This window comes from Pelomonas caseinilytica (assembly GCF_021353235.1).
In the GTDB taxonomy this organism is placed as follows: domain Bacteria; phylum Pseudomonadota; class Gammaproteobacteria; order Burkholderiales; family Burkholderiaceae_C; genus Pelomonas; species Pelomonas caseinilytica.
This window is the reverse complement of record NZ_JAJTWT010000002.1, coordinates 363,178-375,279: the sequence shown is the minus strand read 5'-3', so window position 1 is coordinate 375,279 and position 12,102 is coordinate 363,178. Positions and strand designations below refer to the sequence as shown.

General features: G+C 68.5%; 9 protein-coding genes. 6 read left to right on the top strand and 3 right to left on the bottom strand.

Features of this window, described 5'->3' with window-relative positions; translation table 11 throughout:
• The first annotated feature begins 51 nt into the window (after positions 1-51).
• Genes prsT through LXT12_RS05515 form a run of 3 tightly spaced genes read left to right on the top strand, consistent with a single transcriptional unit; the run spans position 52 to position 4,953 of the window.
• Entirely contained in the window at positions 52-2,868 is a 2,817-nt protein-coding gene (gene prsT, locus LXT12_RS05525; RefSeq protein WP_233390256.1) for an XrtA/PEP-CTERM system TPR-repeat protein PrsT, read from the top strand.
• 19 nt (positions 2,869-2,887) lie between these two features.
• Positions 2,888-4,168 carry a PilZ domain-containing protein gene (locus LXT12_RS05520; RefSeq protein ID WP_233390254.1) on the top strand — a complete coding sequence of 427 codons (1,281 nt, stop codon included), beginning with the start codon at positions 2,888-2,890 and terminating at the stop codon, positions 4,166-4,168.
• A 50-nt stretch (positions 4,169-4,218) separates the two neighbouring features.
• Positions 4,219-4,953, top strand: coding sequence for a S1 family peptidase (locus LXT12_RS05515; RefSeq protein WP_233390251.1), 735 nt, complete (start codon positions 4,219-4,221; stop codon positions 4,951-4,953).
• A 16-nt stretch (positions 4,954-4,969) separates the two neighbouring features.
• On the opposite strand, the gene LXT12_RS05510 is transcribed toward LXT12_RS05515, so the two are convergent.
• Entirely contained in the window at positions 4,970-5,644 is a 675-nt protein-coding gene (locus LXT12_RS05510) for a hypothetical protein (RefSeq protein ID WP_233390249.1), read from the bottom strand.
• Positions 5,645-5,717: 73 nt separating this feature from the next.
• On the opposite strand from LXT12_RS05510, the gene LXT12_RS05505 reads away from it, so the two are divergent.
• Positions 5,718-6,566: a class I SAM-dependent methyltransferase gene (locus tag LXT12_RS05505; RefSeq protein WP_233390247.1), complete on the top strand. Its 849-nt coding sequence runs from the start codon at positions 5,718-5,720 to the stop codon at positions 6,564-6,566.
• Between the two features lie 126 nt (positions 6,567-6,692).
• Here LXT12_RS05505 and LXT12_RS05500 read toward each other — a convergent pair whose 3' ends face one another.
• On the bottom strand, positions 6,693-7,628 hold the full coding sequence (locus tag LXT12_RS05500; RefSeq protein ID WP_233390245.1) for a PEP-CTERM sorting domain-containing protein: 936 nt from the start codon (positions 7,626-7,628) through the stop codon (positions 6,693-6,695).
• 77 nt (positions 7,629-7,705) lie between these two features.
• Positions 7,706-9,391 carry an FAD-binding oxidoreductase gene (locus LXT12_RS05495; RefSeq protein ID WP_349255008.1) on the bottom strand — a complete coding sequence of 562 codons (1,686 nt, stop codon included), beginning with the start codon at positions 9,389-9,391 and terminating at the stop codon, positions 7,706-7,708.
• 170 nt (positions 9,392-9,561) lie between these two features.
• On the opposite strand from LXT12_RS05495, the gene LXT12_RS05490 reads away from it, so the two are divergent.
• Both LXT12_RS05490 and LXT12_RS05485 read left to right on the top strand, forming a co-directional pair.
• Entirely contained in the window at positions 9,562-10,191 is a 630-nt protein-coding gene (locus LXT12_RS05490; RefSeq protein ID WP_414708899.1) for an XrtA/PEP-CTERM system exopolysaccharide export protein, read from the top strand.
• Positions 10,192-10,251: 60 nt separating this feature from the next.
• Positions 10,252-11,841 carry an XrtA system polysaccharide chain length determinant gene (locus tag LXT12_RS05485; RefSeq protein ID WP_233390243.1) on the top strand — a complete coding sequence of 530 codons (1,590 nt, stop codon included), beginning with the start codon at positions 10,252-10,254 and terminating at the stop codon, positions 11,839-11,841.
• Positions 11,842-12,102: the final 261 nt, after the last annotated feature.

Here is a 12,102-nt window from a genome sequence, read left to right as displayed (position 1 = left end):
CGCCTGCGCCCCCGCCGACCTTCCCCAAATCACCTGCCTTTGCCCGAAACCATGACCGCTTCACGACAACACGGCCCCCTGCGTCGCCCGGCGCTTGTGCCCCTGCGCCGGCTTGCCGGCTGGCCCGCGGCCGGCCTGCTGAGCCTGGCGCTGAGCGGCTGTTTCGAGCCTTCGGCGTCGGAGCAGGTCGCACAGGCCAAGGCGCGGCTGGACAAGGGCGAGAACGCTGCGGCCGTCATCCTGCTGAAGTCGGCGCTGCAGCAGGACGCCAAGGCGGTGGAAGCGCGCTTCCTGCTGGGCCGCACCCTGCTGCAGACGGATGACGCGGCGGCCGCCGAGATCGAGCTGAACAAGGCCCTGGCCGGCGGCTATGCCAAGGAGCAGGTGGTGCCGTTGCTGGCCGAGGCCCAGGTCAAGCAGGGCCAGTACGACAAGGCCCTGAGCGCCTACAAGGACACCCAGCTGGCGGCGCCCAAGCAGCAAGGCGCCCTCAAGGTGGCGCTGGGCAACGCCTATCTCGGCGTGCAGAAGTTCGACCTGGCCCGGGCCTCGGCCGACGAGGCCTTGAAGCTGGACGCCGACAGCCTGCCGGCCGTCCTGCTGGACGCTCAGCTGCTGTCCGTCGACCGTCAGTACGACCGGGCCCTGCAGAGGCTGGACCAGGCCCTCGCCCGCTGGCCCAATGCGTCGGAAGCCTGGGAGCTGAAGGCAGCGGTCCTGCAGGCCCGCGGGGCCAGCCAGGCCGACGTGGGCGCGGCCTTCGCCGAGGCCGTCAAGCATGCACCGCGCAGCCTCACGGCCCTGTCCGGGCTGTTCTCGAGTCAGCTGGGCCAGGGCGACACGGCTGCGGCCCGCAAGACGGTGGAAGCGCTGCGCAAGGTTGCACCCAAGGGCGGCCAGACGCTTTATGCGCAGGCCATGCTCGCCTTGTCCGAGCGCGACTACAAGAGCGCTTCGGAGTTCTCGCAGGCCCTGCTGAAGCTGGCGCCGGAATCGTCGCGCGCGCTGCACCTGGCGGGCGCGGTCGACTACGAGCGCGGCGCGTTCCTGCGGGCCGAGGCGTCGCTCGCCAAGGTCGTGCAGGCCCATCCCGAGGCGCGCACGGTGCGGCTGCTGCTGGCGCGCACCTACGTGCGCCTGGAGGAACCGGCCAAGGCGCTGCAGACGCTGCAACCCCTGCTGTCGGCCGCCAATCCCGGCGTCGACGTGCTGACCACTGCCGGCCAGGCCAATCTCGCCCAGGGCAAGCCTGCCGAGGCAGAGAAGTTCTTCGCCCGCGCGGTGGCCGCCGACCCCAAGGACTACCGCGGCCGCACGGCCCTCGCCGTTGCGCGGCTGGAGCTGGGCCGCGAGGAGCAGGGTGTCGAGGAACTGGCGCGCATCGCGGCCCAGGACCGCGAGCCGCGCGCCGACATGGAGCTCATCTCGGTCTATCTGCGCCGGGGCGACCTGGCACGCGCCCAGCAGGCCATCGACGCCCTAGACAAGAAGCTGCCCAAGGGTGTCGAGGCGCCCATGCTGCGGGCCCAGTTGGCTCTCGCCCGCGGCGACACCGCCCAGGCGCGCGCCGCCCTGGAGGCCGCCTTGCAGCGCCGGCCCAGCCATCTGCCGGCCGCCCAGGCCCTGGCCGAGCTGGACGTGAAGGACAAGAAACCCGCGGACGGCCTGGCCCGGCTGGAGAAGCTGCTCAAGGTCGACCCGGGCAGCGCCCAGGCCCGCCTCGCCGTGATCGGCCTCAAGCGCCAGATGGGCCTGAGCCGCGAGGACGAGCGCAAGGCGGTGGAGGAGGCCATCAAGCTGCATCCCAACGATGCGCTGCCGCGCCTGGCGCTGGCCGACTTCCACCTCGCGGGGCGCGACTACAAGGCCGCCCTCAACGTGGCGACGGACGGCGCCGCGCAGTTTCCCGACGATCCGCGCTTCTACGACCTGCTCGGCCAGGCGCAGCAGGGCGCCGGCGACCTCAACCAGGCCAAGCAGAATTTCCAGAAGGCGGCCACCCTGCAGCCGCGCTCGCCGCTGCCGCACATGAAGCTCGCGGGCCTCTACATCGCCGTCAAGGACGCACCCAGCGCCATCGCCAGCCTCAAGCGCGCGACCGCCGTGCGTCCCGAATACGTGCCGGCCCACGCGATGCTGGTGGGCATGCTGGCCGGCGCCGGTCGCTTCGACGAGGCGCGTGCCGAGGTCAACGAGGTCCGCAAGCTCGAGCCGGGCACGCCGCAGAGCTGGATCCTCGAGGGCAACCTGCTGGCCCTGCAGAAGAACTGGAACGGCGCCGCGACGGCCTATGCCAAGGCGCTCTCACTGCGCCCTGACGGCGACGTCGCGGTGCGCCTGTACAGCGCCTACCAGGGCGGCGGGCGTGCCCGCGACGCCGCCAAGTTCGAGAGCGAATGGCTGGCCGCGCATCCCCACGAATTGAAGATGCAGCTCTTCCTGGGTGACAACGCGCTGGCCCGCAAGGACCTCGACGAAGCCGCGCAGCGCTACACCGACGCCCTCAAGGGCGCGCCCGACCTGCCGGTGCTGCTCAACAACCTTGCCTGGGTCTATCAGCTGCAGGGCAAGCCCGAAGCCATCGACCTGGCGCAGCGTGCCCTCAAGCTTTCGCCCAACGTGCCGAGTTTCCTGGATACGCTCGCGCGCGCCTATGCCGCCAACAAGCAGGCGGACAAGGCTGTGGCGACCCAGACGCAACTGCTTGCCTTGGACCCCAACGAGCCCGAACATCGGCTCCACATGGCCGAGTACCAGATCCAGGCCGGCAACAAGGACGCCGCTCGCGAACAGTTGAAGACGCTGGCGGCCATGGGCAAGAAGTTCTCCGGACAGGCCGACGTGCAGCGGCTGTTGCAATCGTTGTGAGGATGGCCAGGGGCGGCAGATGATCCGCAAATCAAGCGCCAAGAAGCGATTCCGCCAGTTCCTGCGGAACGCCTTCGCTCGCCTGCCGCGCGACCTGCGGCACGCGATCTACCGCGCCATGATCGATTGCGACCCGGCGCCGGACTCGCGGCTGGAGCTCAAGGTGGCCGACACCCGCGAGGAGCTGGAGGACTGCTTCCGCATCCTGCATGACGCCTACGTCGCCAGCGGCTTCATGAAGCCCGCGCCCTCGGGCCTGCGCGTGACCATCTACCACGCCCTGCCCACGACGACGACGCTGTGCGCCAAGTACGACGGACGGGTCGTCGGCACCATGTCCATGATCCGCGACGGCGTCTTCGGCTTTCCGCTGCAGTCGGTGTTCGACATCAGCGAGCTGCGGGCGCAGCCCGGCCACATCGCCGAGATCTCGGCGCTGGCCGTGCATCCGGACTTCCGGGCGACGGGCGGAGCCATCCTGTTCCCGCTGATGAAGTTCATGTACGAGTACTGCACCCAGTACTTCGACACGCGCCATCTCGTCATCGCCGTCAACCCCGACAAGATCGAGCTCTACGAATCGCTGCTCTTCTTCGAGCGGCTGCAGGAGAACGTCGTCGACCGCTACGACTTCGCCAACGGCGCGCCGGCCGTCGGCGCGACGCTGGACCTCCAGCGCGCGCCCGAGATCTTCCGCCGTGTCTACGGGGACAAGCGCCCGCGCAAGAACCTCTACGACTACTTCGTCTCCCGCCGCCTGCCCAACATCAAGCTGCCGCGGCGCCGCTACTACACCACCAACGATCCCGTCCTCACGCCGGCGACGCTGAACTACTTCTTCAACGAGCGCTGCCAGGTCTTCGACTCGCTGGACGACCGCCGCCGGGCACTGCTGTGGTCCATCTACGACCAGCCCGAATACCGCTCCGTGCTGCCCCTGCTCAGCGAGAAGGCCCAGGTGGCGCCCGTCATGCGGCGACACCAGCGGTTCTCGCTGCGCTGCCCGGCGGAGATCCGCTTCGAGTCCGAAGGTCAGGTCCACTCCTATGCCGTCACGGTGATCGAGATCTCGCTGACCGGCTTCCAGGTCAGCTCGCAGTCGCCCATCCCGCTCGGCCAGCCGGGCGACGCCATCGTCGAGCTCGGCGCGGAGGAGTCGTCGCGGATGCGGGTTCGGCCGGTGCGCGAGCATCACGCGGCCAACGAGTTCTTCTACGGCTTCCAGCTCCAGGAGCCGGACAGCACCTGGCGCCGCTGCGTGGGCGCGCTCGAAACCCTGCAGACGGGGACCGAACTGTGAAGCCAGGTCTTTCGCGCCGCAGTGTGGTCCGTGCGGCCGCAGCCGCTGCCGTGGGCGGGACCGGTGTGCTGCCCCTGCGGGCCGAGGAGGTGCCGGACCTCATCGCCCGGATCAAACCCTCCATCGCGCTGGTGGGCAGCTACGCGGAGACCGACAGCCCCCGCTTCACCTTCTTCGGCACCGGCTTCGCCGTCCGCGACGGCAACACCCTCGTCACCTGTGCCCACGTCGTGCAGCTGGAGATGAGCGCCACCGCCGAGCGGAAACTGTCCGTCCAGGTCAGGACGAGCACTGGCTGGGAGCAGCGCAACGTCACCTCGGTCAACAAGGACGTGCCGCGCGACCTGGCCATCCTGCGCTTCGACGGTCCGCCGGTTCCCGCGCTGCAGCTCGCGGCGGGCGACACCGTGCGGGAGGGGGAGTCCGTCCTGACCATCGGCTTCCCGCTCGGCGGCGCCCTCGGCTTCAGCCCGGTGGCCCATCGCGGCATGGTCGCGGCGCGGACGGCCATGGTGCCGCCGGCCAACCGCGCCGCGGGCCTGAACGAACGTGCCATCGCGCAACTGCGCCAGGGCCGGCTCGAGGTCTATCAGCTCGACATGACGGCCTATCCCGGCAACAGCGGCGGGCCGCTGCTGGACATCGCCTCGGGGCGGGTGGTGGGCGTGGTCAGCAGCGGCATCGTGAAGGCCAGCCGCGAATATGCCCTCAGCTCGCCCAGCGGCATCACCTATGCCGTGCCCGTGGGCTGGCTGCGCACGACGGGGCTGCTGGAAGGGAACTGAGGGCGCGGCCCGGCCGTCAGTCGGTGCGGGCAGGGTAGACGCCGAAGCGCTGCAGCAGCGGCAGCGCCAGGCGGTGCAGCAGGAAACCCACGCCGCCCCACAGCGTCACGAACCACGGCGGCACGCCGCCCAGCGGCGGGTCAGGGTACTGCCACAGGCCCGCATGCACACCGGTGTACTCGAAGGCGGCCCCCATGGCGATGAAATAACCCGTGTAGAGCAGATCGCGCGGTTCGTGGAAGCGGGCCAGGCCGGCCAGCAGCAGGATGCCCGAGCCGATCAACAGCGGCCAGCCGCCGCCGAGGGCCGCGAAGCAGGCCGAATACAGCACCGTGAGCGGCACGATCCAGCGGGGCTCGAATTTCGGCGCGGCCGGGCCGAGCAGGCGGATCGTGTGCAGGACGTAGAAACCCCACATCAGCAGCTCGAAGTAGGGCTGGGCCAGGACGTCGGGCTGGGTGAAGGAAAAAATGCCGGCTTTCAGCGACGCGGCGTTCATCCCGGTAAAGAAAACGCAGATGATCGCGGCGAAAACCAGCTCGCCCCGGCTCAGGCGGCCAAACGTCAGGGCCCAGCACACCAGCAGGGCGAGCACGCGGGCGAGATTGCTTGGCGCCCAGACCAGGATGATCAGGGTCAGCGGGAGTTGCGCCAGAATCCTCCAGCGCTGATCGAATCGAATCTGTTGCATGGTTCAGGTCAAGTCAGGATGCGCCAGGCTCGCAATATCGACGAAAACCCACGGCGCATGGAAAGGACTGCAATTGAAGCCCATCAAATTGCTGCAACTGCTGGTGCGTGAGCATGGCATGGCCCGCACGCTGCAAAGAACCCCCGAATCTGAGCAGATGAACGATGCGGCCCAGGTGGCGGCCTTCCACGAGGCCGGCGAGAAATACCTCGTGGGCCTGTATCACTTCAACGCCATGGCCATTGCCGCCATGGTGCCTGAAGGCGGCAGAGTCGTCGACCTCGGCAGCGGGTCGGCCCAGTTCATCGCCCACCTGGCGCAGGTCAGGCCCGACCTCAAGATCGTCGGCATCGAACTCGCCGAACGCATGGTTCTGCAGGGCCGGCAACTGCTGGCCCAAAAGGGATTGAGCGAGCGCGTCGAAATCTGGCAAGGCGACATGACCGACTTTTCCCGCTTGATGCGCGAGCCGGTATCGCTGGTCAGTTCGGTGTTTTCCCTGCATCACCTGCCGGCGCTCGAGCATCTGGCGCGGTGCCTGGCAGAGATCCACTGCATACGTCGGCGCGATGGGGCTGCGGTCTGGGTCTTCGACCACGCCCGCCCCCGCTCGCTGGAGAGCGCCAGGCGTTTCCCCGAAATCTTCACGCCGGAGGCGGCGCCGGTTTTCAACCTCGATTCGACACAGTCGCTGATGGCGTCGTGGACGCTCGAGGAGATGTCGGGCGAATTCACGCGGGCGGGTTTGGCCGAGGGCCAGCATCTGCGTTCGAGAATCCTCCCGCTTTACCAGGTGCACCGCCTGCCGCCTGCCGCCGCCGGAGCCGTTGCGGATGCGGCTGGGCTGGTTTCGCCCCTGCCTTTGTCGGCCCAGGCCAAAAAGGATTTCGACGGTTTGCGCTGGCTGTTCCCGGCACTTTGAGCGGGCGCGGCGCCGCTGCTGCGGTGCTACCAAGGCAGCGGACCGGCCAAAACAAAACAAAAGCGGCACCCGAGGGTGCCGCTTTGCATGTCGCCCGGCGCGGGTCCGGGCGAGATCAGCTGGCGATCAGCCTTGACGGCGGCGGCGGGCAGCGCCCAGGCCCAGGAGGGCCAGGCCAACCAGCGTCACCGAACCCGGCTCGGGCAGGGCGAAGGCGCGGGCGGGGTCGTTGCTGCGCAGGCCTTGGACGGCGGGGCCGTTGTCCCACTTGTCGAGGTTCTGATAGAAGGTGCTGAAGCGCAGGTCACGCTTGGCGATGGCACCGGTGCCCGTGGGGTCGGTGTAGAACCAGTTGCTGTCCAGCACGCTGGCCCAGGCACCGTCGGCAGCGTCGATGACGCCGTCGCCGTTCACGTCCATGACGCTGGCGAAGCCGTCAGCCAGACCCACGCCGCTGAAGTTCAGCGGGTCGACCGAGCTGGTGACCGTGGTGGTCGTGTCGCCGGTGATGGCGCCGGCCTGGTAGCCCAGGCGAGCCAGCAGCGTGCCAGCCGTGAACTTGCCCATCTGGTTGAAGCCAGTGCGGTTCGCGAAGCTGTAGTTGCCGTTCAGGTCGGAGTTGGTGATCAGGCCGTTGCCATCGGTCCAGTACAGGTCGATGTAGCCGCCGGTCAGCTTGGTGCAACCCACGGGGTTGGCGCAGTTCAGCTGGAAGCCGTAGAAGATGCCGTGGATCTGGCCGCCCGACAGGCCGTCGGCGAAGTAGGTCGTGCCGCCGGAGATGTCCGTGTGGTCGGTGGCGACGCCGCCAGCCTGCACGGAGCTGACGTTGAACACGCCCCAGTTGAACTCGTTGCTGCCGGTGGTCAGGCTGCGATCAGCACCGTCCAGCTTGCCCAGGTAGGTGTTGGCGAAGCCGCTGGTGTTGATCAGGCCGGCTTGTTCCATGTTGTTGAACTGGACGTAGACCGGGCCGGGTTGCAGGGCGATCGGCGAGGCCAGGGCGCTGCCCATCGCCAGAACGGTGGCCGCTGCGGTGAAGAGGCGCGAGAGCTTCATCATGAATTCTCCAGTTGAGCGTGAGAGATTGCGAACGCTCCACATAAAGCAGCTCCCGTGCCAGGTTGGTTGGGTGTTGTCTAAGTGGTTGATCCGCTGGAGATTTCCTGAATTTCTCCGCTGCCCGCCCGAGCGGCGCCGGCCTGGGTGTAAAGAACTCCGACAGGGGTCTCGGGGCCTTGCTCGGCGTAGCGGCCGGGGGAGAGGATGCCTGCGGGGTCCAGGTTTTCCCGGATGCGGCGGTTCAGTTGCGCATCGTCCGGCTCGGCGCTCGCCAGCCATTTCATGCTGTCGATGCCGAAGCGATAGGGCAGCCAGCCGCGTTCGCGGCCGGCCTGGAAGAGCGCGTCATAGCAGGCGTGGGCCTGGGCCACCGCATCGGCGGACGAGCGGTCGAAGCGCAGGGGCACGGTGCTGTCGAACAGCGAGCCGCCCTGGGTGGTCAGGGTGATCAGCGGCTCGATGCCGAAGTCGGGGGTGATGGCGCTGGCCATGCCGACGAAGTCGACGACGTCCTGGCCGCGCATCGGCACCAGGGGGGCGTACCAGAGCAGCCCACAGCCGTCGCGCGCCGGGTCCATGGGCTGGTTCTTGGGGGCGGGCGTGCCGAGCGAATAGGCCAGCGGCAGTGCGGTCTCGTTGGGTTCGCCGTCGACGAGCTGCAGCGAGGAATTCAGCGTGCCCGTCAGTCGCGCGAGGCCGCCGATCGGCAGCCGGCTCGCAATGCCATGCAGCATGCGGGCCCGGCCGGGCGAGACGAACAGCATGCGGCGCCCGACCGGCCCCAGCAAGGCCTTGAGCTCCGCCTGCGCCGCCTTGAGCGTCCGGCGGGTGCCGTAGAGCGTCGCGAAGCCGGTCCAGGCGTCGACCCGGTGCTTGCGGCCGAGCTCGCGCAGTTCGGCCTCCGACAGGCCCTTCATCTGATCGGGTGCCGTCATGCTCAGCACGCGGCGCTGGTTCATCAGGTTGATGCCGCCCACCAGGCCGCCGAGGGTGCCCATGGCCGTGCGGATGGCTTCGACCGCCGGCGCCAGGTCGGCGTCGCTGCGCAGGCCGAACAGGCAGGCCTTGACCGCCTGGGGGCGCCGCGCGAGCTGCAGCGTCATCCGCGTCACGACGCCCAGGCCGCTCTGGGCGAAGAGGCCGTTCAGATGGGGGCCGACGTTCCAGCGATAGAGCCTGGCCACCTCGCGGCCGCCCAGCCGGCTCAGCAGCGAGCGGTGCACACTGCCATCGGGCAGCACGGCCTCGATGTCCGTGACGGCCGAGCAGTGGTCGACGATGGGCGTGATGCCGTAGCCGCGCTCCAGCGCATTGGCGAGCAGGCTGGTGCTGGGGCCCGCTCCGGTGGTGGGGACGAGGAAGGCGGCGCCCTTGGCCTTGAGGAATTCGGCCAACTGGCCCTGGGTGACGCCGGGTTCGACCGTCACGACGCCGAGGACGGGGTCGAAGTCGAGGATCTGCCGCATCTGCGAAAGATCGAGCAGCACGCAGCCGTCGGCAGAGGGCAGGGCGGTGCCGTAGCCCCAGTTGCGTCCCGTGCTTATGGGGTACACGCGAACGCGATGTTGTTGTGCAATGCGCAGGCATGCACCCACTTCATCCGCCTGCTTGATGAGCAGGCAGGCGGGGACCTGCCTGATGGACCCGCCCGTGTCGGCAAGATACCGCTGGACGGCCTGCCCCGTCAGGACGCGGTCCCTGCCGAGCGCGGTTTCCCAATGCTGCAGAGCATTCGTGACGCCGTTCGCGCTTTCGGTCAGCACGGCGTTTGCGCCGCCTGTCTGGCGTTCGATGGTGCGGTTTGTGGGTGATAGTGCATGTGGGCGTATGGCATCATGACCGCTTCGCCGGCGCCCGGTGGCGCTCGGGTGTGCGCGGCTCTTTCGCCGTGCGAACAAGAGTGTATGGAGCTTTGGCTTGGAGGGGAATCGACATGAGCTTTGACGCCCGCCTGATGTGGCGCTGCAAATCCCTGATGGTGGCGGGCCTGGCCCTGCTGCTGTCGGCCTGCGCGACGACCCGTTCGGCGACTCCCGCGCCGGCCAGCGTCGCCCTGGACGACTACAGCTACATCATCGGTGCCGGTGACAACCTGAGCGTGCAGGTCTGGCGCAACCCCGAGTTGTCCATGTCCGTGCCCGTGCGGCCCGACGGCAAGATCTCCGCCCCGCTCGTGGAAGAGCTGCTCGTGCAGGGGCGCACGCCCGTGCAGGTGGCCCGCGAGATCGAGAAGGCGCTCGGCAAGTACGTGCGCGACCCGGTCGTGACGGTCATCGTGACCAACTTCGTCGGTCCCTACACCGAGCAGATCCGCGTGGTGGGCGAGGCGGCCAAGCCCCAGGCCCTGCCGTTCAAGCAGAAGATGACTGTGCTCGACGTCATGATCGCCGTCGGCGGCCTCACCGATTTCGCGGCCGGCAACGATGCCACCATCCTGCGCACCTCCGAGGGCAACAAGCAGTATTCGGTGCGCCTGAAGGATCTGATCAAGCGCGGTGACGTTTCGGCCAATGTCGAGATGCGGCCGGGCGACATCCTGATCATTCCCCAGAGCTGGTTCTGAGCTCGCGAGGCCGCGCGATGCGGCCTTTCTTCCCTGTTGATCTGAACGAGACCGTTGTCGATGGAATTGCTGATTGCCCAGTTGCTGATCATCGTCCGGCGGATGTGGAAATACCGCTGGGTGGGCCTGGTCGTGGCCTGGGTGGCCGGCATCGTCGGCGCCGTGGTCGTGTTCGTGCTGCCTGATCGCTACGAGGCCAGCGCCCGCATCTACGTGGACACCCAGTCCATCCTCAAGCCGCTGATGTCGGGCCTGGCGGTGCAGCCCAACGTAGAGCAGCAGGTGACGATGCTCAGCCGCACGCTGATCAGCCGGCCCAACGTCGAGAAGCTCGTCCGCATGGCCGACCTGGACCTAAAGAACCAGTCCAAGGCGCAGCAGGAGGCCACCATCGAGACGGTGACCAGCAACCTGTCCATCCAGAGCAGCGGACGCGACAACCTCTACATCCTCGGCTACCGCGACAGCGACCCCGAGACGGCCAAGCGCGTCGTGCAGTCCCTGGTGTCCATCTTCGTCGAGTCCAGCCTCGGCGCCTCGCGCAAGGACACCTCGACGGCCGCCACCTTCATCAACGAGCAGATCAAGGCCTACGAGGCCAAGCTCGAGGAGGCCGAGACGCGGCTGAAGGAATTCCGCCTCAAGAACCTGTCCAACATGTCCGGCGACGGCAAGGATGCCGCGGCCCATATTTCCGAACTGAGCGGCCAGCTCGAGCGCGCCCGCCTCGAATACCGCGAGGCCGTGAATGCCCGCGACGCTGCCAAGGCCCAGCTCGAAGCCGAGAAGGCCCGCGGTGGCGCCCAGACGACGACGCAGAGCCTGTTGCAGGAGTCCAGCACCAACGTCGCCACGCCCGAGCTGGACGCCCGCCTGGCCGACCAGCGCCGCAACCTCGACGCCCTGCTGCAGCGCTACACCGACCAGCACCCGGACATCATCGCCACCCGCAAGCTCATCAAGGACCTCGAGGAGCAGCGCAAGCGCGAGCAGGCCGAACTGCGCAAGGCCGCCATGAACACGCCGACGGTCGCCGTGGGCCAGAGCTCCGGCTCGCTGGCCTCGCAGGAGCTGACCCGCATCCTGGCGACGACCGAGGTGCAGGTCGCCTCGCTGCGAGCCCGTGTTGACGAGTATTCGGGCCGTTATGCCCAGGCCCTGGCGGCGCTGAAGACGGCGCCCCAGATCGAAGCCGAGGCGGCCCAGCTCAACCGCGACTACGCCATCCACAAGCGCAACTACGAGGAACTGGTGCAGCGGCGCGAGCAGGCCTCCATCTCGGGCGAGCTCGACGTGGCCTCCGGCGTGGCGGACTTCCGCGTCATCGACCCGCCGCGCGCCAACCCCAAGCCAGTCGCGCCCAACCGCCTGCTGCTGCTGGCCGGCGCCATGGCGGCGGCCCTGGGCGTGGGCGTGTTCACGACCTTCGCGGCCAGCCAGCTCAGGCCGGTCTTCCACGATGCTGACGACCTGCGCGCCCGCGTCGAGCTCCCCATCCTCGGCGTGGTGACCCGCCTGGTGACCGACGCTGACCGGGCCCGCCAGCGCGTCGACCTGATCCGTTTTTCCGCAGGTGCCGGAGGGCTGTTGGTGATGTTCGCCATCGCGCTCACGGTGCTGGCCGTGCAACTCAGCCGGCAGGTGATCTGACATGAAGCAAGCCCCTCGCCCGGTCTCGCTCCGGCTGAACGCCGGCAAGTCCAGTCGGTCTTGCAGACCGCGCAGCCGACAGAGCGGCTGCCCTTCAGCAGGCACGGCGAGTCCACAGGACTTGCCGTGTCCGGCCTCAGCCCCCGTGGGGACGGCGATGCTTGCGGCGTCGAGCCGCGCGCACATCGCCAACGCGGGCCGGCTCGGGAACGGCCCAGCGCTCGGCCCGCAATACCCCGGTTGCATGCGTCGTGGGTGCCG

Excerpts from the sequence above, each read along its gene's own strand:
- prsT (WP_233390256.1), top strand. The coding sequence starts at position 52 with ATGACCGCTTCACGACAACACGGCCCCCTGCGTCGCCCGGCGCTTGTG.
- LXT12_RS05520 (WP_233390254.1), top strand. The coding sequence starts at position 2,888 with ATGATCCGCAAATCAAGCGCCAAGAAGCGATTCCGCCAGTTCCTGCGG.
- LXT12_RS05510 (WP_233390249.1), bottom strand. The coding sequence starts at position 5,644 with ATGCAACAGATTCGATTCGATCAGCGCTGGAGGATTCTGGCGCAACTC.
- LXT12_RS05500 (WP_233390245.1), bottom strand. The coding sequence starts at position 7,628 with ATGATGAAGCTCTCGCGCCTCTTCACCGCAGCGGCCACCGTTCTGGCG.
- LXT12_RS05490 (WP_414708899.1), top strand. The coding sequence starts at position 9,562 with ATGAGCTTTGACGCCCGCCTGATGTGGCGCTGCAAATCCCTGATGGTG.
- LXT12_RS05485 (WP_233390243.1), top strand. The coding sequence starts at position 10,252 with ATGGAATTGCTGATTGCCCAGTTGCTGATCATCGTCCGGCGGATGTGG.